The organism is Burkholderia sp. SRS-W-2-2016 (assembly GCF_001931485.1).
In the GTDB taxonomy this organism is placed as follows: Bacteria; Pseudomonadota; Gammaproteobacteria; order Burkholderiales; family Burkholderiaceae; genus Paraburkholderia.
The window spans coordinates 142,053-164,591 of record NZ_MSDV01000023.1 but is presented as its reverse complement, the minus strand read 5'-3'; the positions used below and the strand labels follow the sequence as shown (position 1 = coordinate 164,591).

General features: G+C 61.0%; 15 protein-coding genes. 6 read left to right on the top strand and 9 right to left on the bottom strand.

The features are described from left to right. Positions 1-28: 28 nt before the first annotated feature. The 9 genes from BTH42_RS11500 to BTH42_RS11460 form a co-directional block, all read right to left on the bottom strand. Positions 29-1,006 carry a PhnD/SsuA/transferrin family substrate-binding protein gene (locus BTH42_RS11500; protein ID WP_075299227.1) on the bottom strand — a complete coding sequence of 326 codons (978 nt, stop codon included), beginning with the start codon at positions 1,004-1,006 and terminating at the stop codon, positions 29-31. Positions 1,007-1,257: 251 nt separating this feature from the next. After that, positions 1,258-1,995 carry an amino acid ABC transporter permease gene (locus tag BTH42_RS11495; protein ID WP_143752024.1) on the bottom strand — a complete coding sequence of 246 codons (738 nt, stop codon included), beginning with the start codon at positions 1,993-1,995 and terminating at the stop codon, positions 1,258-1,260. Next, entirely contained in the window at positions 1,995-2,723 is a 729-nt protein-coding gene (locus tag BTH42_RS11490) for an amino acid ABC transporter permease (protein ID WP_075299225.1), read from the bottom strand. The genes BTH42_RS11495 and BTH42_RS11490 overlap by 1 nt, the downstream gene beginning before the upstream one ends. A gap of 94 nt (positions 2,724-2,817) precedes the next feature. After that, on the bottom strand, positions 2,818-3,636 hold the full coding sequence (locus BTH42_RS11485; RefSeq protein ID WP_075299223.1) for an ABC transporter substrate-binding protein: 819 nt from the start codon (positions 3,634-3,636) through the stop codon (positions 2,818-2,820). A 166-nt stretch (positions 3,637-3,802) separates the two neighbouring features. Further along, positions 3,803-4,684, bottom strand: coding sequence for an ABC transporter permease subunit (locus tag BTH42_RS11480; RefSeq protein ID WP_075299221.1), 882 nt, complete (start codon positions 4,682-4,684; stop codon positions 3,803-3,805). Continuing rightward, on the bottom strand, positions 4,684-5,463 hold the full coding sequence (locus BTH42_RS11475) for a taurine ABC transporter ATP-binding protein (RefSeq protein ID WP_075299220.1): 780 nt from the start codon (positions 5,461-5,463) through the stop codon (positions 4,684-4,686). The genes BTH42_RS11480 and BTH42_RS11475 overlap by 1 nt, the downstream gene beginning before the upstream one ends. Continuing rightward, positions 5,460-6,518 carry a taurine ABC transporter substrate-binding protein gene (gene tauA / locus BTH42_RS11470; RefSeq protein WP_075299218.1) on the bottom strand — a complete coding sequence of 353 codons (1,059 nt, stop codon included), beginning with the start codon at positions 6,516-6,518 and terminating at the stop codon, positions 5,460-5,462. The genes BTH42_RS11475 and tauA overlap by 4 nt, the downstream gene beginning before the upstream one ends. 152 nt (positions 6,519-6,670) lie before the next feature. Continuing rightward, complete coding sequence (locus BTH42_RS11465; RefSeq protein ID WP_075299216.1) at positions 6,671-7,114, bottom strand: zinc-finger-containing protein; 444 nt, start codon at positions 7,112-7,114, stop codon at positions 6,671-6,673. A gap of 116 nt (positions 7,115-7,230) precedes the next feature. Further along, positions 7,231-7,911 (bottom strand): DJ-1/PfpI family protein, encoded by a 681-nt coding sequence (locus BTH42_RS11460; protein WP_075299214.1) that lies wholly within the window; start codon positions 7,909-7,911, stop codon positions 7,231-7,233. A 150-nt stretch (positions 7,912-8,061) separates the two neighbouring features. On the opposite strand from BTH42_RS11460, the gene BTH42_RS11455 reads away from it, so the two are divergent. The 6 genes from BTH42_RS11455 (at position 8,062) to BTH42_RS36450 (ending at position 21,903) form a co-directional block, all read left to right on the top strand. Further along, positions 8,062-9,036 carry a GlxA family transcriptional regulator gene (locus BTH42_RS11455; RefSeq protein ID WP_075299212.1) on the top strand — a complete coding sequence of 325 codons (975 nt, stop codon included), beginning with the start codon at positions 8,062-8,064 and terminating at the stop codon, positions 9,034-9,036. A 386-nt stretch (positions 9,037-9,422) separates the two neighbouring features. After that, positions 9,423-18,203: a hemagglutinin repeat-containing protein gene (locus BTH42_RS11450; RefSeq protein WP_075299210.1), complete on the top strand. Its 8,781-nt coding sequence runs from the start codon at positions 9,423-9,425 to the stop codon at positions 18,201-18,203. A gap of 834 nt (positions 18,204-19,037) precedes the next feature. Then, positions 19,038-19,316: a hypothetical protein gene (locus BTH42_RS11445; RefSeq protein WP_075299208.1), complete on the top strand. Its 279-nt coding sequence runs from the start codon at positions 19,038-19,040 to the stop codon at positions 19,314-19,316. 8 nt (positions 19,317-19,324) lie between these two features. Further along, positions 19,325-19,543, top strand: a complete 219-nt coding sequence (locus BTH42_RS11440; RefSeq protein WP_075299206.1) for a hypothetical protein — start codon at positions 19,325-19,327, stop codon at positions 19,541-19,543. Between the two features lie 778 nt (positions 19,544-20,321). Beyond that, positions 20,322-21,527, top strand: a complete 1,206-nt coding sequence (locus BTH42_RS35960; RefSeq protein WP_256701968.1) for a hypothetical protein — start codon at positions 20,322-20,324, stop codon at positions 21,525-21,527. Between the two features lie 157 nt (positions 21,528-21,684). Continuing rightward, a complete protein-coding gene (locus tag BTH42_RS36450; protein ID WP_143752016.1) occupies positions 21,685-21,903 on the top strand; it encodes a polymorphic toxin type 22 domain-containing protein in 219 nt (72 codons plus the stop codon). Positions 21,904-22,539 lie beyond the last annotated feature (636 nt).

Genomic DNA, 22,539 nt, shown 5'->3' with positions numbered 1-22,539 from the left:
CGAATCGTCGAGGTTCGGCGTGTGGCGCTCACTGAGCGAGCGGATCGACGAACAGCTCGTCGATCGACATGCGGCGCGGCGTGAGCCCTTGCTTGAACGCGGTGGCTTCGAGCGTTTCGATCGTCTTCAGGTTTTCCTTCAGACCGTACGGCAGCGGATCGTGGCCGACGATCTTGCGCAATTCCAGATACTTCTTGTCGCTCGCGGCCTTCGCTTCGCCCGCGTCGAGGCGTGCGAGCCATTCGTTTTTCGCCTGCGAGAAAGCATCGAACAGCGACTTCGCGATCCACGGATGCTCGGCCAGCACCGAGTCCTTCACGACGATCGTGCCGTGCATCGGATAGACGCCGGTGCGCGCGTAGTACTCGGTTTCGAGTTCGGTCGCATTCGGCAGCAGGTCCGGATAATCGGTTTCGAGTTCCTGCCAGCCGCCGGTCGGCGCGCCGGTGCGGCCAATCCCCGCCGCCGCGGCAAAACCCGCGACCAGTTCGCCCGACGCCATCATCTGATTGAGCGAGCTGTCCTTCGGCGCGTGCACGACGTTCTCCGGCAGCTTCAGTTGCGTCACGTGCTCTTCGTCGTCGACGACCCACGTGACCTTCGACGAATCGAGGCCGAATTCGTCGATCAGCACCTGGCGCGTCCACACGCCGGTCGTCACCGAATACGCGCGCACGCCGACCTTCTTGCCTTCGAGATCCTTCGGCGTATTGATGCCGGCATCCGGGCGCACCAGCAGACCGCCGTGATGGAAACGCCGCGTGACGAAAATCGGCAGACCGACGAACGGCGCGCCATACGCGCGGGCGATGATGTAAGTGGTCGGCGCCAGTTCGCAAACGTCGAACTCGACGTCGCGCACCATCCGGCGGAACGCGCCGATTTGCGGTTTGACGTCGACGAATTCGGCGTCGACGCCTTCGATCGGAATCGAACCATTGCGGACGGCCAGCGTATGCGGAAGCTCAGCGATCGCGATCTTGAGCGGGACTTTCTTGGTCAACATCCTCTCCTGTGGATTAATCGCCGGGCGCCGCGGGGATTGGGGTTGCGGCACCGGACGTGTCGTCTCGATGGCGTAAGAATATGGGAGGACGGGACGGGCGTCCCTACACAAAAAGTAGATTCAATGGCACTTTTTTTGAGTGCGTGCGAAGCGCGGCGGGAGGCTCTGGGCGAGCCCTGGACGGGAAATGGAGGGGTGCGGCGGGTGGATCCGCCGGGGTGGTGACGCGTGGTTCGGAGAGGCCGCCGCGATTACACGCGAAACGGCAGCGTCCATTTGCGCTTTGCCGCGCGAGCCGCCGGCGCGCTTCCGGCTTGTGCGCGGCGACTCAACAAACGCGTCGCGCCGTATTGAAGCAGAGAACACAACAGCAGATAAACGACGCCGACGAATAGAAAGATCTGCACCGGGTAGATCATTAGCCGGTTATTGACCTGGTTCGCGAGAAACGTAAACTCGGGCACGCCGACGATATAAGCGAGCGACGTATCTTTCACCAGCGACACCCACTGATTGACGAACGACGGCGTCATGATCCGGACCGCCTGCGGCAACTGCACGTAGCGCAACGCCTGCCAGCGCGTCATGCCGAGCGAAACCGCCGCCTGCGCCTGACCCGCGCCGACCGCCGCAATGCCCGCCTGCACCGAATGCGACAGATACGCGCCGCCGATCAGCGCGAGCGCGCAGACCACGGTCGCGAGGCCGGGCACGTCGACGTGCAACAGCATCGGCATCAGGAAGAAAGTCCAGAAGATCAGCATCAGCACCGGAATCGCGCGAAAGAAACCGATAATTGCGGTCAGCGCGAGATGCGCGACGCCGCGTGTAAGCGACAACGCAATGCCGCCGGCCAGACCGAGCGCGGCCGACAGCAGCGCCGACACGAGCGCCAGCGCGACCGTCAACGCGAGGCCGCCGAGCGGCCCGTCGGGGAACGTGCCGAGCAACAGATAGCGCAGCGTCGGCAACCAGTCGAGCGCGCTCATCATCGCCCCGCCTGCCACGCGCGTGCACTGCCGCGCTGCCAAACCAGGAGCGCCGCCTCGATCACCGCGATGATCGCGATATACAGCACGGTCGCCGCGCCGAACGCCTGAAAAGTTTTGAACGTCTCGGTATCGACCTGGCGCGACACGTACGACAATTCCGCGAGACCAATGGTCATTGCCAGCGACGAGTTCTTCACGAGATTCATGTACTGCCCGGCGAGCGGCGGCGTCGCGATCCGGATCGCCTGCGGCAGGATCACGTAGCGGAATGCGGCGAACGGTGTGAGCCCCAGCGCGGCGGCCGCCTGATGCTGCGTGTCCTTCACGCCGCGCAGGCCGGCGCGAAATTCCTCGCCGACGAACGCGGTCGTATAGCAGGTCAGTCCGACCCAACCGGCGACGAACTCAAACGGCGGCCACGCGAGATTCCAGCCCCACAGTGTCAGCGTGTGAGACGCATTGAGCCATTCCATCCAGCTTTGCGGCAACAATGTCGCCGCGCCGAAATACCAGAACAGCAATTGCACGAGTAACGGCGAATTGCGAAACGCCAGTACATAAAGCGCCGCGCCTCGCGCGAGCGCGGCATGGCGAGCATCACGCGCGAGCGCGAGCACGAAACCGGCGAATGTCGCCGCGATGCCCGCGCATGCCGACAACAGCAGCGTCAATAGAAAGCCGTGGGCGATCCAGCCAAGGTACTTCGGTTCCAGCCAGCCGTTCATGCTGTTCTTCTGCTCGGATATTTACGTTGCCAAATGAAATGCGGCCCACCGTGTCGATACGGCAGGCCGCCTGCAAAAGTTCTGATTCGCTGACTCAGCTTTTCTGCGGATCGCCGATCTTGAACAGACGCGGCAGCGGCGCGCGGCTCTCCGGCCCGAACCAGTGGTCGTAAATCTTCGCGGCGCTGCCGTCCGCTTCGAGGCTCTTCAGCGTATCGTCGACCGCGCTCAGCAGACGCGCTTCGCCTTTCGGCACGCCGACGCCTTCGTAGTCGTTCGAGATCGTGAAAGCGGGAATCTCGTAGTTCGTCTTGTCGGGTATGTTCGCGAGCAGCGCGACCAGCTTCGGGCCGTCCTGGGTGATCGCCTGCACATTGCCGGCGCGCAGCGCGGCGAACGCGAACGGCGTGTCGTCGTACGCGACGATCGTCGCGCCCGGGAATTGCGCGCGCACCTGCTGTTCGTTGGTGGTGCCCTTGTCGGCGCCGACGCGCAGCGTATTGAGTTGCTGCGGCGACTTCAGCACACCCTTCTTCGCGATGAACTGCGTGCCTGACGAGAAATACGGGGTGCTGAAATCGACTTCCTTTTTACGCTCGTCGGTGATCGTGAAGTTCGCGAACACGAGGTCGACCTTGCCCGACTTCAGAAACGCGATCCGGTTGGCCGGATTGGTCGGCTGGATTTCGAGCTTCACGCCGAGCTTGTTCGCGACCGCGCGCGCATAGTCGACGTCGAGGCCGACGATCTGGTTGCTCTTCGCGTCGACGAAACCGAACGGCGCATTGCTGTCGAAAGTGGCCACGCGCAGTACGCCGGCTTTCTTGATGTCGTCGAGACGGTCGGCGTGGGCGACGCCGGAAAGTGCGAGCAGCAACCCCATGACTGCTGCGCCAGCGATTCTGATCTTCATGATTAGGCCTTGTTTTTGAGTGTGGGCGCGGCGCGATGCATTGAATCGTGCGTTCCGCCGGCGTCATTCAGGACTGCGAGACGCGACTGTAGCAACGCGTCGCGCGGCGGCGAACCAATCAATCGTCAGGAGCTAAGCGATGTAACTGATATGCGGCAGCCGGCACTCAGTGCTTGCCCTTCCAGGGCACCAGCCGGCGCTCGAGCGCGCGCATCCCAAGATCGAACAGCCACGCGATCAGACCGATCAGCACGATGCCCATCACGACGACGTCGGTGCGCAGAAAGCTCGACGCGTTCAGCACCATCTGCCCGAGGCCGGCGGTGGCTGCAACCATTTCGGCGGCCACCAACGTGGTCCAGCCGAAGCCGATCGCGATCCGCAAGCCGGTGAGAATCTCCGGCAGCGCCGCGGGCAACACCACGTGCAGCACCACCTGGCGGAAATTCGCGCCGAGCGACCACGCGGCGTTGACCTGCTCGACGCTCGCGCTGCGCACCCCGGCGCGCGCGGCCATCGCGATCGGCGCGAAACACGCGAGCCAGATCACTACGATCTTCGCGGCCTCGTCGATGCCGAACCAGATCACAACGAGCGGCAGATACGCGAGCGGCGGCAGCGGCCGATAGAACTCCAGAGGCGGATCGAGCAGCCCGCGCGCAACGCGGCTCACCCCCATCAGAATGCCGAGCGGAATCGCGGTCACGGCAGCGAGCAGGAATGCGCCGAATACGCGCAGCGCGCTCCACAGCAAATGCTCGGACAACGGCAGGCCACCTTGCAGACGGCCGTTCCACGCATCGACGAATGCGCGCCAAACCGCTTCCGGCGCGGGCAGAAACAGCGGCGCAAGCCAGTGGAAATGCGTGGCGGTCCACCACAAGATCGCGAACGCGATGACGCAGCCCACGCTGAGCGCCGCGGTCGGGCCTTCGCCGGGCATCCCGCGAAAGGTTTTACCGGTTCGTACAGCGAAGCGCTTGCCGCGTTGTTGTTTCGCACTGCCACCTGATTCACGGGCGACGCGCGACGATTCGAGCACACTCATCAGGCGACCTCCCGCAAGGTTTCATGCAACCGCCGCGTGAGCCGCTCGCGCCAGCCGATGAAATCCGCCGACGACTTCACCGCGCGCGCATCACGCGTGGCCAGATACTCGCGGGCGAACGGCAGGTCGTGAACTTCGGCGATACGGCCGGGGCCCGGCGTCATCAACACGAGGCGCGTGGCGAGAAACAGCGCCTCCTCGACGCTGTGCGTGATGAAAAACACCGTCTTGTGCGTGCAGTCCCACACGTCGAGCACGAGTTCCTGGATCGTCTCGCGGGTCAACGCATCGAGCGCGCCCATCGGTTCGTCCATCAGCAGGATTTCGGGATCGCTCGCGAGCGCGCGGGCAATCCCGACCCGCTGCTGCATGCCGCCGGACAGCGCATAGATTTTCGCGTGCGCATGACGTTCGAGCCCGACCAGCGCGAGCGTACGGCGCGCGATCTCCTCACGCTCGGCGCGCGCGACACCGCGAAAGCGCAGACCGAGCGCGACGTTATCGAGCACGTCGAGCCACGGCATCAACGCATGCTTCTGGAACACGACGCCGCGCTCGGCGCCCGGCCCGACGATCGGCTCGCCGTTCAGACGCACCTGCCCTTCGCTCGGATCGACGAAGCCGGCGATGCAGTTCAGCAGCGTGGTCTTGCCGCAACCGGACGCGCCGAGCGCAACCACGAATTCGCCGCGTTCGATGCGCAGATCGACACCCGCGAGCGCGGGCTCGGCCGCGCCGTCGTAGGTCACGCGCAGTCCGCGGATGTCGAGCATGCTCATCGCGCGGCCTGCTGCGCGAAGCGTGGATTGACGGCCGCCGAGTAGTCGGGCAGCACGTTCTGGATCGTGCCCTGGGTCTTCAGAAACGCGGCGGTGGCCGCCAGCGATTGCGCGGCGCCCGATTGCTTGCCGCCGCCGAGCCACGTCGCCGATGCCTGCTCGGCCGCGCTCGGGAATGCGTACAGCGCGAGACTCGCGGGCACGTCGGCGGCGGTTGCACCGGACTCCTGAGCAACTGCCTCCGCCTGCTTCGAGGTCGCGGTCCAGTCGGCCTTGTGATCGCGATACTGCGCGTCGGTGTCGGCCAGCACCTTGACGAGACCGGCCATAAAGGCCGCGTTGTCGCGCTCGAACTGACGCGCCGCGACGAAGCCGTCGAAAGTCGCCTTGCCCGATTGCTTCGCGACGTCGCCGGACGTGATCAGCACCTTGCCGTTCTGTTTGACCTTCGCGAGCACCGGGTCCCAGATATAGGTCGCGTCGATGTTGCCGCGCTGCCACGCGGCCGCGACTTCGGGCGGACGCAGATTGAGGATCTTCACGGTCGCGGGATCGACGCCCGCCTGCTGCAACGCGACCAGCGTGTGGAAATGCGAAGTCGACACATACGGCACACCGATCGTCTTGCCCTTCAGGTCGGCGAGCCGGGTCACGCCCGAGCCGTCGCGCGCAACCAGCGCCTCGGCGTCGTTGATGTTGTCGAGAATCCAGAACAGCGATAAGTCGACGCCTTGCGATAGACCGGCCGCAATCGGGCTCGAACCCGCCTCGCCCAGCTGGATCGAGCCGGACGCGAGCGCGCGCACGACGTCGGCGCCGCTACCGAGCTTGCGGTAGGTGACCTTGTAGCCGGTGGCTTTTTCGACCGCGCCGGTGGCCTGCGCGTAGCGCCACGGCACTACCATGTCCTGATAGCCGATTACGACCTCATGAGTCTGCGCGTGCGCGGACGAAATGAACGGCGTGAACGCGGTGACAGCCGCCGGGACCGCGACGAATGCGACGGCACGCAGCGCGCGGCGGGCGCGCAGCAAAGAGGAATTGAGCGGGAGCATGCGGATGGAATGAGGTTCGGTGAAGGCTCCGACTATAGGGAGTTTTCACCGGCTTCGTTCCAACGAATCGTGCATTGCTAATGACGGCGCGGCGCAATTGCTTTGCGTTGTTTTGCTTTACCGCTGGGACGCGCTGGGTCGTGCCGAATTGCTTATCCGCCCGCGCGCCGCGACGCCATAAAAGCTTCGACGTAACGCAGCGCCTGTTCGCATTGTTCCGGAGATAATGCGTGAATGCTGCCCGGCAGCGGTTCGAAACCGAGTTCGGTCGCGACCCAGCGGATCGCTTTGGCGCGCGCCTCGAACGCATTGACGCCGTCGCGGCGCACCTTGCCGGCGACCAGCGGTTCGAGCAAGTCGTGCAGATTGCTCTTCGCTTCGCGCAACGTCGCGTCGGCGAGACGGCCGAGCGGCACGTTGTGTTTGCTGCGCGCATACACGCCGATCCACGCCTGACACGCGGTGCAGATCCACAGCGGTCCCTGATCGCCGCGATACGGATAGCTGTCGTCGCCATAACGGACGAGCAGCGCGCGGCTGCCGCAATAGTCGCAGGACGGTTGCGGCAGCGCCTTGACGGGTTTGCCTACGCGCATCGGGATGCCTCCCGCGCGAACTCGGAGCGCTTCATCTGTTGAACCTGACTTACGTAAAACTTGGGTAAGCCAGCAGTTTAATGGAAACGACCTGTGGAACCCGGCGGGATGTGAAGTCAATCCCCGCGTTGCGCGATCTCCATCACGATTCGACGCCGCTCGGCAAAGCCTGCTGCCGAACGCTGCGTGACAAGTTCGACCACTTCGCGCGGCGCGGTCCGTGGATCTCCGGCGGCAAACGGCGGCGCCGGCGCGTATTCGAGTTCGAGCTGGATCGCCTGCGCCTCGTGCTGCCCCGCCAGTTCAGCGGCCACGGTCAAGCCGAAATCGATGCCGGCCGTCACGCCGCCGCCGGTAATCAGATTGCCGTCGCGCACGACGCGCGCCTGCGTCGGAATCGCGCCGAGCGGTTCGAGCAGCGAGTGAAACGCCCAGTGCGTCGTCGCGCGACGGCCGCGCAGTAGACCCGCCGCGCCGAGCAGCAAGGCGCCGGTGCACACCGACGTTACATAGCGCGCGCTCGCCGCCTGGCGGCGCACGAACTCGACCGTCTGCTGATCCTGCAATAGCGCGGTCACGCCGCTGCCGCCGGGCACGCAGATCACGTCGAGCGGCGGACAGCTTTCGTAAGTTGCGTTCGGCGTCAGTACGAGCCCGTTACTCGACACCACCGGCTCGAGCGTTTTACCGATCAGATGCGTGACCGCGCCGGGCACCGATGCGAGCACGTCGTGCGGGCCGGTCAAATCGAGTTGCTGGACTTGCGGAAACACCAGAAAGCCGATGTGCAGTGTCATAGGGATACCTTATTGAATGGATGAATCGGATCGCAACCGGGAGCGCTGTTGCAAGTGGACGAATCGATTCTATGCGCGTAGTCTCTGGCGAGATTGCCAATCATCCCTTGGTTTCTGCCACGCCGGCCGGTGGCGTAATCCAACCCTGCCATGTCTGACGAACCTCGCTCCGTCGTCCTGCTCACTTTCCCGAACGTGCAATTGCTCGACGTGAGTGGCCCGCTACAGGTCTTCGCGTCCGCCAACGAACTCGCCGCGCAGCGCGGCCTCGCTCCGCTGTATGCGCCGCGCGCGGTGGCGGCCGAGGCCGGGCCGGTTACGTCGTCGTCGGGGCTGGCGTTGGTCGCCGGTTCGATTCGTTCGGTGAAAGCCCCGCTCGATACGCTGATCGTTCCCGGTGGCTTCGGGGTGAACGCCGCGTTGACGGATAGCCGACTGATCCGTTGGACCCAGCGCCAGGCGCCGCGCGCGCGGCGCGTCGCGTCGGTCTGTTCCGGCGCGTTCCTGCTCGCCGAGGCGGGGCTGCTCGACGGCCGGCGCGTCGTCACGCATTGGGCGCGCTGTGATGAGCTGACGCAACGCTATCCGCAACTGCGGGTGGAAACCGATCCGATCTTTATTCGCGATGGTGCGATCTGGACTTCGGCGGGCGTGACCGCCGGCATCGATCTCGCACTGGCGCTACTCGAAGAAGATCACGGCCGCGCGCTCGCGCTCGATGTCGCGCGTGAGCTCGTGGTGTTTCTGAAGCGGCCCGGTGGGCAGTCACAGTTCAGCGCGACGCTGTCGCTGCAAAATGCCGACGATCGTTTTGCGGACTTGCATGCGTGGATGGCCGCGCATCTCGCGGCGGATTTATCGGTGCCCGCGCTCGCGCGGCGCCTGCATATGAGCGAGCGCAGTTTCATGCGTCACTACAAGGCGCAAACCGGGCGCACGCCGGCACGAGCGGTCGAGCAATTGCGTATTGAGACTGCACAGCGGTTGCTGGGTGAAACTTCGTGGTCGATTAAACGGATTGCCGCACGATGTGGATTCGGTAGTGAGGAAACGATGCGGTGCAGTTTCGTGCGGATTTTGAAGGTCGCGCCGCAGGTTTATCGGGAGCGGTTTTCGGTTGGATGAGGTGCGTGCCGTTGAATATCGGGATATTGGGAAATGGGTAATTCGAATATTTGATTTTTCTGCGTGCGGTCTGGAGAACTGGACCCGGCGAGCTATAACGGCCGCCCTGCGGCGATCCGCCGTATTTCCGGGCATTATTCAGGGGACGCGCAAAGCTATTTCCGAGACGAAATGCGGGCTGCGGGAATTTTGATTCCAGATAAATACTACTTTTATCTCTCTATTTTTCCTCCTCATTTAAATCCATTCAAGATCCTGTGAGTCAACAGGATTAGTCCTATTTACAAATTTCTCCTGTCTTTCCGGATTGTTTTTGCATTTATTAAATCTTTCGTTTTGCTTTCTACGTTATTTTTCAGGAGGATTAACGTTAGGCATTACTGAAGATGAATACGAAGATGTTCCGGCTGGTCTACAGCCGGTGCCGGAGAATGCTCGTTGCAGTGGCTGAGACTGCGAGCGCGGCCGGCAAGACCCATGCGGGTGAAAGCGTCTCGGGTGCGCGAATCGCCGCCCGTTCCGCCACACGTGTATCGCTGTTCGCGATGCGGTTCGCGGCGTTTGGCGCGCTGCTCGCGTTTGGTGTGGTGCCTTCGCTGGTCGTCGCGCAGGTGGTCGGTGGCGGTGCGCACACGCCCGATGTGATCCAGACGCAGAACGGTCTGCCGCAGGTCAATATCAATACGCCGAGCGGCGCCGGTGTGTCGGTCAATACCTATTCGCAGTTCGACGTGCAGAAACCCGGCGTCATCCTGAACAATTCGCCGACTATCGTTCAGACCCAGCTGGCGGAACTGATCAACGGCAATGCGAATCTCGCGCCGGGACAGTCCGCGCGGATCATTCTCAATCAGGTCAACAGCAATTCGCCGAGCCAGTTGCGCGGGGCGCTCGAGGTCGCGGGTAACCGGGCGGAAGTGATCGTCGCGAATGGCTCGGGGATCGTGGTCGATGGCGGCGGGTTTATCAATACCACGCGCGGGATTCTGACTACCGGTGCGCCGGTGCTCGATGCGACTGGCGGCCTGAGCGGTTTTAACGTGACCGGCGGCACGATTGCCGTGCAGGGAGACGGGCTCAATGCGAAGAATGTCGATCAGGTCGATCTGATTGCGCGGGCTGTTGAAGCGAATGCGGCTATCTACGCGAATGCGCTCAATGTCGTTAGCGGTGCGAATCAGGTTGGGCATGATTCGCTGGCGGCGACTGCGATTAGCGGCAACGGTTCCGCGCCGGGTGTGTCCATCGATGTCAGCCAGCTCGGCGGGATGTACGCGAACCGGATCGTGCTGGTGGGGACGGAGAATGGCGTCGGTGTTTCCAATGCGGGGGTCATCGAGGCGCAGGCCGGTGAGCTGACGCTGACCACGCAGGGCAAGCTTGTGCTCACCGGGCGGACGAGCGCGAGTGGCGATCTGACGGTGTCGGCTGCGGGTGGGGTCGAGAACAGTGGCGTGACCTATGGGCAGCAGTCGGTTGCGGTTCAGACGGCTGGTGTGCTGGGCAATAGCGGCACGCTGGCGGCGCAGCGGGATCTGAACGTTGCCGCGGGCAGTATTGCGTCAGACGGCGTGCTCGGTGCCGGGATCAATGACGATGGATCGCTTGCGCAGTCGGGTGACCTGACGCTCAGTGCGAGTGGTGTACTGACGGCGACCGGCACCAATGCCGCCGGTGGTGACGCCATGCTGCAAGGGGCGGTGGTTGATCTCGCGGGAAGTACTACGGCGGCGAACGGCGATCTTGTATTGACCGCGACGGGTGGCGATCTGGATGCGTCGGGTGCGCAAGTTGGTGCTGGTGGCGCGCTGACGGTTACCGCAGCCGGCACGCTCGACACCAGTGCGGCGACGCTTGGTGCGGCGCAGCTGGACATTCAGGCTGCGAACCTCATCAATCGTGGTGGTGCGATTACTCAGACCGGTACGGCCCTAACCAGCATTAGCGTAACCGGCACGCTGGATAACACCGGCGGCTCGCTTCACACCAATAGCGCCAATCTCGCGCTCGGCCCGGCTGCCCTGCTCAACGACCAAGGGACGATCACCAGTTCCGGTGATGGCACGCTGTCCGTCAATACAGGCACGCTGTCGAATAACGGCGGCACGCTGGCGACAAACGGCGCGCTAGATATTCATGCGGGAGCGGTGGCGAATCAGGGCGGTACGCTGGCGGGGCAGTCCGCGGCTACGTTCCTGGTTGCGTCGCTTGATAACAGTGCCGGTGGGTATATCGGCGCGCAGAACGTATCGATCGATAGCGCCGGCTCGCTGGATAACACAGACGGTACGGTGCAGGCGAGCGGCGTGCTCGATGTATCGGCGCAGACCGTATCGAACGACGGCGGCCGGATCGCAAATGGCGGCTCCGGCGCGACGTCCGTGAGCGCGGACGGCGTGCTGACTAATACCGGCAATGGACTGATTGGCGGCAACGGCGATGTATCGGCGGTGGGTGGCAGCATTAATAACGCCGGCGGCACCATCACTGCGGGCGGCGCGGCAACCGTGCTGTCGGACAGCACACTGGATAACCGGTCCGGTCTGATCCAGGGCAACGACGCGGTCACGGCATCCGCACAGGGCGCGATCGATAACACCAGCGGCCAGATCGAAGCAGACGGCGCGACAGCAAAGCTTGCGCTCACGGGTGCGTCGATCGACAACACGAACGGACGCGTCGCCAACATCGGCACCGGGGCGACGACCATCAACGCGGCAACGGTCACGAACGCCAATTCCGGTGGTGCGGTCGGCGCAGGCACGATTGGCGGCAACGGCGATGTGACGGTCAACGCGCAGACGCTGTCGAATACGGCGGGTGCGCTGGTTCTGTCGGGACGCGATCTCGCGCTGAATGTGGCGCAGTCGGTCGATAACGGCGGGGGCTCGCTGTCCGCTGCGAACCATCTCACGCTGAGCGGGCTCGGCGGTGAGCGGACCGGCGGCACCGGACCAACCCTGAGCAACCAGGACGGCTCCATCCACGCCAGCGGTGAACTGGCACTGAACGTCGCCGCACTCGACAACACCTCCGGCCGCATCGGCAATGATGCCGGCAGCGGCGGCAGCGTAGCGATTACCGCAGGCACGCTCGCGAACCAGGACGGCGCGATCGGTAGCGACCAGAACCTGAGCCTCACGACGAACCAGCTAGACGGCGACGGCAGCATCATCGCGGGCCACGACGGTGCAATCACGATCAACGGCGATTACACGCAAAGCGCGGCGAACCTGATCCAGGCAAATCACGACCTGACGTTCAGCGCCAGCGGCAACCTCGTCAATCTGGGCGCGCTGGCTGCGGTCAACGCGCTGACGCTCAACGCCGCGAACCTCGACAACCAGGCCGGTGCCACGCTCAACTCCACCAGCACCACGGTGAACGCCGCGAATGCAATCGCAAACGAAGGCCGCATCGAAGGCGACAACGTCACGACGAACAGCGCGACGCTGACCAACACCGCAACGGTCATCGGCCACAACGTCACGCTGAACGCCAGTTCCTCCATTGCGAACACCGGCCCCGCCGCGATCATCGCCGCCGCCTCGGAACTGAACCTCTACTCCCCCGGCGACATCTCGAACACAGCGGGCGCGAACCTCTTCAGCCTCGGCGACATCCACATCGCGGCCAACGCATCGCGCGACGCGAACGGATTACTGGCCAACCGCAGTACCTCGGTCACCAACGACCAGTCCACGATCGAAGCGCAAGGCACCATCGAAATCGCCACCCAGACGCTGACCAACACGCGCCCGGCCCCCACAGTCGAAACGGTCACCACCGACGTCGACACGGTCCACCAGACCAAGCGCGCCCGCTACATGGCCTGCGCAACCGGCAACAGCGTGGGGGACCGCTGCACGCAGGCGATGTGGAACAACGGCTACCGCACGCCGCTCGACGCGACCTTCAACGCATCGCAGATCGTCTCGCAGTCCTCAGGACCGAACGCGACCGACAACGTGCTGATCGTCGACATCGACGGCCAGCAGCAGACCCTCTGGTACAACACGCTGACGCCGAACGGCGACGGCTCGGTGACCGTCAACTACTGGGACGACTACGACCCGAACGTCAACTACCTGCCCTCGACCGAGTACGCGACCCGCAGCGACGGCCACAACGGTTACCAGCGCGTCGAGATCGCACGCGACACGACGACCACCACGCAGCAGGACCAGGTAACAGGTCCCGAGGCGAAGCAGGCCCAACTGCTCGCAGGCGGCAACCTGGTGCTGGCCAACGTCGGCACCCTGAACAACCACCACAGCGCAATCGCGGCCGGCGGCTCGATCCAGATCGGTTCGAGCGAACAGAACGGCGACATCGCCAACGGCACTGGCAATTACGGTGGCACCACCGTCAACAACATCGGCCAGACGCTGTACCAGTACCAGCGCCAGGACATCGTGTCGACCTACGCGTGGAACGAGAACATCACGCAGGACGTGGGCACGGTCGTGCAGCCATCGGTGGTGCTCACGCCGGTGGCGATCGGCGGCACGGGCGGCACGATCATCGCGAACAACGCAGTGCAGATCAGCGCCACTGACATCAGCAACACCAACGTCGCGGCGGCCGACTCCGCGACCGGCGCGACCGGTGCCACGCTCGGCGCGAACCATCTGCTCGCGGGCACGCAGGTGAATGCGCCGCAGACCGTCGCGACTAGCACGGGCACACTGGACATCACGCTGCCCACCAGCGGCCTGTACACGATCCACAGCACGCCGGATGCGTCATACCTGATCGTCACCGACCCGCGTCTGACCAGCTACACGAACTTCATCTCCAGCGACTACATGCTGCAGCAGCTCGGCCTCAATCCGCAGACGATCGAAAAGCGCCTGGGCGACGGCATGTACGAACAGCAACTGGTGCGCGAGCAGATCACGCAGCTGACCGGTCGCGTCTATCTGGACGGCTATACGGACAACCTTGAGCAGTACCAGGCGCTGATGACGAGCGGCGCGAACGTCGCCGAACAGTTCGGCCTCGTGCCCGGCATCGCGCTCACAGCCGCGCAGATGGATGCGCTGACGAGCGATATCGTGTGGCTCGTCAGCCAGACCGTCACGCTGCCGGACGGCACGACGCAGCAGGTGCTGGCACCGGTCGTCTATCTCGCGCAGACCCATGCGAACGACCTGCAACCGACCGGCGCGCTGATTGCGGCCGATGACGTGCAGATTCACGCGACCGGCAGCGCGGTCAACTCGGGCGTCATCAAGGGCGGCACGCAGACCGTGATCAGCGCGACCGATATCCTGAACCGGGGCGGCGCGATCGGCAGCAGCGATGCGGACGGCACGACGATTCTCGCGGCGAGCAACGACGTGGTGAACGCATCGGGGATGATCAGCGGCAATCGCGTGGCGGTGCTGGCGGGCAATGACATCGTCAACACGACGCTGGTCGACGTGAATGGCATCAGTTCGGCGGCCGGCAATAGCAACGTCAGCCAGACGCTGCTCGGCGCGCAGGGCACGATTGCATCGACCGGCGACATGGTGATTGCAGCCGGAAATGACCTGACGGTGCGCGGTGCCAACATCAGCGCGGGCGGCGCTGCGCAGATCACCGCCGGCAACGACATCACCGTCGATGCGGTGCAGTCCAGCACATCGCAATCGCTTGCGCTGAACGACCAGCATCACTGGGAAGAGAACACCGTCATCAACCAGACCAGCGCGATCACGGCTGGCGGCGACCTCGCGATACAGAGCGGCAACGACGCAACGTTCAGGGGCGCGACGGTAACAGCCGGAGGCGACATGGCGGTCGTTGCAGGTGGCGACCTGACGGCAACGACGGTTACGAACACGGCCACCCGCGACAACGTCGCCGCCGACAGCGACACGCGCAAGGAAATCAGTCATACGTACGACGAACAATCGGTGGGCACGACGTTCACCGCGGGCGGCAACGCGACGCTCGCGGCGATCAGTACCGATGCGGACAAAGGCAACGTGACACTCACCGGCTCGGGCCTGACTGCGGGCATGACCGACGGCGTGGACAACGGCGCAGGCACGGCAACGATCGCGGCCACCGGCAACGTCACCCTCAATGAAGCACGCGAACAGCACGATAGTTATCTGGAGACCGAATCAAAACGCGGCAGCGCATTCGCGGGCTCGACCACCAACACGATGGAGAGCATGCAAACGAACCTCGGCATGGGAAGCATCGTATCGGGCGATACCGTCAGCATCACCGCGGGCAAAGACCTGACAGTGCAGGGTTCGACGGTCGCGGGGACCCATGACGTCGCCCTCGCCGCCGCTGGCAATGTGACCATCACGACGTCGCAGGATACGCAGAGCACTTCCAGCTATTACCGCAAGCATGAATCGGGCTTCGGCACCGCCGGCGGCCTCGGCATTTCGTTCGGCACTAAAACCCAGACCGACACCGCCAATACGTCACAGGTCGTCAATACGGGGAGCGTCGTCGGCTCGCTGAACGGCAATCTGGATATCACCGCGGGCAACGATCTGCACGTGACGGGCAGCGACCTGATCGCAGCCGGCAACATCACCGGCACGGGCGCCAACGTGACCATCGATGCCGCGACGAACAGCGCGCACGCCGACGAAACGCACGAACTCAAACAGAGCGGCTTCACGCTGGCCTTGAAGGCGCCGGTCATCGATGCGATTTCCAACGCAGTCGGCCAGACCCAGGCCGCGAGCAACAGCAAGGACGGCCGCGCCGCCGCCCTGCACGGAATCGCGGCGGCTAGCGCGATGTGGGACGCGGACCAGGCAGCGGGCGGTCTTGTCCGTAGCCTGGCGAACGGCGAGATGCCGCAAATGAAGCTCGAACTGAGTTTCGGCTCCAGCAGTTCGAAGAGTACTTTTAGTGAGGACTCCACTACGAGTGTCGGTTCGAGCGTGACGGCGGGCGGCACGGCGGCATTCCTCGCGACAGGAAACACGACGCCCGGCAGCGGCAACGTGACGATCGTCGGATCGGACGTGAATGCCGGCGAAGTGATTCTCGCCGCGCAGAACCAGGTCAATCTGCTCAATTCGACCGATACCGACTCGACCCGCAGCACCGACGAGTCGCGTAGCGGCAGCATCGGCGTTTCCATCGGCAGCGGCGGGATCGGATTGAGCGCGGCGATGTCGAAGGCAAACGGCGACGGCAATAGCGATGCAACCATTCAGAACAACACGCACGTAAACGCATCGGGAACCGCAACGATCATTTCCGGAGGCGACACGAACATCATCGGTTCGAACGTGAGCGGGCAGCAGGTCAATGCGAGCATCGGCGGCGACCTGAATATTGCGAGCGTGCAGGACACGATGACGAGTGCCGCGCACCGGGAGAGTATCGGCGGCGGATTCAGCATCAGCCAGAGCGGCGGCAGCGCGAGCTTCAGCCAGACCAACGCGAACGCGAGCGGCAGCTATGCGGGCGTGAACGAACAGGCCGGCATTCAGGCCGGCGACGGCGGCTTCAATATCAACGTACAGGGCAACACGGATCTGAAAGGTGCGCTGATTTCGAGTGAGGCGGATGCGTCGCAGAACACGCTGGCCACCGGTACGCTGACGTTCTCGGACATTCAGAATTCGTCGAATTACGAAGCGCATTCGGGAGGATTCGGCGCGGGCGTAACCGCGGGCGATGGCGGCGCGAACTACAGCACGCACGGCAGCACCTCGGGCATCAACGGCGGCGGCATTGCGCCTATGCTGAGCCAGAACGACAGTGGCAGCGACAGCGCGACGACGAAAACGGCCGTCAGCGAAGGGACGATCGTCATCAACGATCAGTCGAACCAGACGCAGGACGTCGCGGATCTGAACCGCGACACGTCGGACACGAATGGCACGGTCGCGAAGCTGCCGGATGTGAACGATCTGCTGGACCGTCAGGCCGACATGATGGCGGCGGCGAGCGCCGCGGCCGAAGCGGTGTCCCGGCGTATCGGCGACTACGCGAAGATGAAGTACGACGAGGCCGCCGCCGCGGGCGATCGGGCCGGGATGGACGCGTGGAAGGAAGGCGGCACGGACCGCGCGATGATGCAGGCGGCGGGTGCGGCACTCGTAACGGGGCTGGCTGGGGGGAATGCGCTCGGTGGCGCGGCGGGGGCGGCGATTGCATCGATTGCGGCGGGACAGTTGAATAGTCTTAGCGAGGAGATTGCAGGATCGGATCCGACTGGTAATGCTTCGATGAATCTGGCGCTTGGGAATATTGTCGCGAATGTGCTCGCGACGGGGGCTGGTGCAGTTGTGGGTGGTGAGGCAGGGGCGTTCGCGGGGTATAACGTTGATCGGTTTAATCGGCAGTTGCATCCGGAAGAGAAGGCGAAAGCACAACAGATCGCGGCGGACGCAGCGGCACAGGGCATCACGAATCCGGACAGTTCGCCGATAACGGCGGCGCAGATCGAAGATGCGATGCGCGCGGCGGACAACAGCCAGTATGAGGAATACACTTCGACGGGCATTGTGGTTCCACTGAACGCGGATACACCAACAAATGCGGTTTATGACACGACGAGCATGAACCTGGTGACGGACAGCACGGGACATTACCTGATGCAAGACGCGTCGATATTGGCAACGCCATCGAAGGCAGTGCAAGACCTTATTACGCAGAGCACGGGCGACGCAAGCTCGCCATACAGCTGGGGCACGTCGAGTGCGCAGGCAGCGACGCCGAAGGTCGATCCGTATGGGCCGTTTTCGCCCGGGTTTAACACGGGGGATTATTCTGCAGGGTTTGGTGAATATGGACGTGGACTAGCACCTGATTACGCCACAATTGGCTCTGGATCGCTGTCAGCAAGTGCAGATCTAAGCGTCAATCTGCATGACGGAACTACGTACGCAGCCGGAGGCATCACACAGAGTAACCCCGGATCAATCTCGGTAAAACCCGGTGGCGTAGCTTCTCTTGGTTGGATATTCGGAGATAGAACCGGCGCCGGAACAAATTCATTTATGAATGGCGATGGGGTGCAGGGATTTATCTCAGTACCCACGCCGTTCAATGTGAATGCATTCCTTGCAATTACTCATGCATATGGAGGAAATACCGCTCTTGAAGTTGGCGTTGCGACCCCTGGATCAACTTCGTTCGGTGTCTCCCCTTTCAGTCATTCAATTCCAATTTCAGGATCCAAGGAGAATTGACATGGTTGCACCAGGTGGGCCCGACGATAAGACGTGGGCAAAGATGAGCAAAAAATCAAAAATAATTTACATTTTTTCCATAATCGCTTTCTGGACTGCTTTTCTCTGCATTTTGGTTAGAAAGTTTTTTTTCAATTGAAAAAACGAACTTAATATCAAGCATGTTTTTTTATGATCCATTGTTCAAGCAGGCATGCAGCTATATAACGGGCAACCGTTTGATTGGGCGAGAATGGGCATGGCCGGAGTAACTGGCGGTGTCGTTACCGGCATGGGGTTTGTGCCTGCCTTGCTTATCAATACAGGCGGGGCGCTGTATGGGGCAGGCATCGTCGCTGGCGCACCTGTTGCGGCGGCCATAGGTGGGATTGCTTATTCGGTCATCGGGGGCGGTGCGAGCGCAGGGATGGACGCTGCTGGACAGTATCAACAGTCAGGAACGATACGGCCAGCGCAATCTGCTTTCGCTGCGTCAATAGGCGCAATCGTTGGATCTCTCGGTGTGAATGCTAGCTTTATGAGCAATGCACTCCTGGGAGGTGCCGGGAACGTCGCTACAACTATGTTTAACAATGCGTACTACGGCGAAACGGCCAGCCCATATTACACGGGTGCGATTGGGACATTGGCTGGGGCTGCGGGCTACGGTACGGGCTTGGTCGTGACACCTGCGATTGCGAAAATTGCGAGCCCATGGGTCTTCCCCAATTTGAATCCTGAAATTCCCGTGATTCTCCAGGCAATTCGGAACCCTTTGCCTGGATTCGCAGGTGCCACCGCAGGCTCAGTGGTAGGCGGTGTCGGATCGCTTGTGCCAAGCAAGGAACTTAAGAAATGAAGGAAGACAAAGTTGGCTTGTTGCTCCGCGCGCCGGGCTGGAAGGGAGCATTGGCGCGCGAGGTTTTGCTTACCGCTATTTACATTACTGCTGTCTACTTGCCTTCAGTACTCCCTTGGATTTCAACATATTATCAAGCGGTAGCAATGTCTGATGCTCAAAAAGCTCAGCATCACGGAATTGTCTTGTTTTTTCGTGCATTTTTAATATTTGTTGTCGCAATGGAAATGATTTCCGCTGTCTTGCGATTTATCGGGAATAAGAGGGAGCAGTAACAAATTTTATGAAAAAAATGAAAAAACGCATATTTATTTACACGGCGTTCGGCGGCATGTTCGCAATCTCAATGTTTCACGGATTTTTTTATGGGATTTTCGACTATTCAAACGGTTTCAATCCATGGAGCATGTTCGAGGCGTTGCTGGTTGGCGCTCTCGGTTGGGGCATTTCGAATCGCATTGCACGGAAGCTTAACGTAGTAGCCAATGTGCCAAACGATTGACAGCTTGACACTAGATATTGGTTGATGCCATTCCTTTTGGCTGCGATCGCCCCGGCTTTATTAGGTGCCCTTGTTGGCGTTCTGTTGCGTAGTAGTCAAATGCTCGGCGTTGCAATGATCGTGACGAACGTTGTTGTCACTCCGGTCGTGTACTTCAACATTGCTACGCGGGTAACCAGAGAACCACTAGCACACGTTTGCTTCTCGTCGTTACTCGTCTGGTTGATCGCTTTTCCGTTGTTTTGCTTCGTTGGGCAACCTATTCAACTCTGGTTTGCTGCGTTTCCCCTTTCAGCACTCCTCGCATTGATAGGATATTTAACAGCACAGGGTGTGAAGGCGATCCGCTGTCGATCGGTCGATCTGTAGATTGTTTCGACAACAAACATCAATGACGTGCGTCACGTGGGAGGCACGAGATGAACTCGCGCAGACTCTACGCGACGTGCAGGTTTGGTGCGCAATCGCACTGTTTGCATTCACATGTCCAGAAGCTTCGTCCTTCGTTATCGCAGGGCTGTGCCGTCTGGCATTCGACTTGCGTGAAAGCGTAGCCATGTCCCTAATCGGACTATTCAAGCGGCTGGAAGCAAATAAGGGGATCTATATGGCTGTAGGTGGAGCACCTAATCCAGAGCAGTGGGCGAAAATGACGCGCACCCAAAAAATTGGGTATTGGGTTTGCGTTGGTGCAGTGGCTGCGTTTATCGGAACCCTCCTGGTAATCAAGTTCGTTTCTTAATGCAACAAATCCAGCCTTGCGCCGGGTTTGTTGTTTGTGGGGTTGAATTCGTGGAAGGAAGGCGGCACGGATCGCGCGTTGATGCAGGCGGCGGGTGCGGCGCTCGTGACCGGGCTGGCTGGGGGCAATGCTCTCGGCGGCGCGGCGGGGGCGGCGATTGCATCGATTGCGGCGGGACAGTTGAATAGTCTGAGCGACGCGATCGCGGGATCGGACCCGACGGGGAATGCTGCGATGAATCTGGCGCTTGGGAATATTGTGGCTAATGTGCTCGCGACGGGGGCTGGTGCGGTTGTGGGTGGTGAGGCTGGGGCGTTCGCGGGGTATAACGTTGATCGGTTTAATCGGCAGCTTCACCCTGATGAATATGCGATGGCAAAAAAGGACGCCAAGATCGTTGCGAAAGAACTTGGTATCAGCGAACAGGAAGCCGAAGGCCGAATTGTTGCCGAGATTCTTCGTAACTCCGACCAGCAGACAGCGGACGGTTCCGGTGGCGTTCACGACTACGAGGTTCGCGCGATCATCGGCTGTCAGAACCTGAACTGTGACGGCTACAAGAACGATCCACAGTATGCAAACCACAACTACAACAGCCAGTACATCCCGAGCAATCAGCAGGCTTACGACGCTGGACAGAGCCAGATCAGCAAGGGCCTGACGTACAACGACCTTGTGAAGAACAACGTCAAGAACAACCCAGCTAGTACGGCTATCGCTGGTGTCGCCATGATCGCTACTGGCAGTGTAGTTGCAGGAGGTATGCCCGCTGTTGCCGGGATGTTTGCAGGAGGGAGCTTGGGCTCTGTAGTCCATGCTGGGGCACAGTACGTATTCAATAATGGACAAATCGATCTGGTAGATACAGCAGTTGCTGGTGCAACAGGTGCTCTTACCTTTGGTACTGGCCTGTTGCCTAGCCTGCTAATCAATACGGGCGGTGCTCTGGCTGGCTCCGCGATGAAGGGCGACAACCCAAACATGAACATGGCAGGCGCCGCAGCGGGCACGTTAGCGGGCTATAAGGTGGGCAGTTTGACAGAAAGCGGCTTGAACTCATGGTTGAATCCCTGGTATCGCTCTGAATGGGTCGATTTGGGAATGGGCGTTTCCAAGTACGTACCACCTAATGCATTGCCGTCACTTGGCGGTACGTTTATGGGCTCCGCTGGATCAGAGGCAACAAGCGGCGGCATTCTCGGTCTTATCGCTAATCCTCCTGAAAACACATCAAAGAAATGAGCAATATCAAAAACGAACTTAAGCTCTACATTTACTTTCTCATCTTCTTTCTGGTGATCGTAGGTGCGGGTGCAACGTTCTTCGAATTTATTTTCTGGCCCGCACTTGCATGGCTACAAGGTGACTCTTACTTTCCGCAGATTGACCGGTTGTACAGATGGCTAAAGTTCGCGATGCTGGTTGTTCCCGTATGTTCACTTATAACGTGGATTTACCAAAGATCGCGCCGCTAAATGTGAATGCGTTCCTTGCAATTACTCATGCATATGGAGGAAATACCGCTCTTGAAGTTGGCGTTGCGCCCCCTGGATCAACTTCGTTCGGTGTCGCCCCTTTCAGTCATTCAATTCCAATTTCAGGATCCAAGGAGAATTGACATGGTTGCACCAGGTGGGCCCGACGATAAGACGTGGGCAACGATGAGCAAAAAATCAAAAATAATTTACATTTTTTCCATAATCGCGTTCTGGACTGCTTTTCTATGCATTTTGGTTAGCAAGTTTTTTTCCAATTTAAAACACGAACTTAATATCAAGCATGTTTTTTATGATCCATTGTTCAAGCAGGCATGCAGCTATATAACGGGCAACCGTTTGACTGGGCGGGAATGGGCATGGCCGGAGTAACTGGCGAAGGAAAGCAAATAAAGCTTATAGACGATGGCAACCTGACCTGGTGGATGTGCACGGCACTCATTGTGGCCGGCATTGGAATATCGTATGCCACATTAAATATGCACCCCCTTCTATTTTCAGCGTATTCCTCGCATTATTTGGATTCCTGCTTATGGCAAGCGACGGCATAAGTAGTCGTGTTCGACTACTAAAAATAAGGCCTTTTGATGATGGATACGTGAAAGCACGCAAAAGCTACGAGACTACCCCCGATGCATGTGCACCCGACAAAGACAGCTCCGAGGACAAAAAATGATAGATCGATAGCTTCAACAAACACAGCCCGCGACTCCACCCGTCGTTCGCACGACTGCCCAAGCCGAGCGCAGGAAGAAATC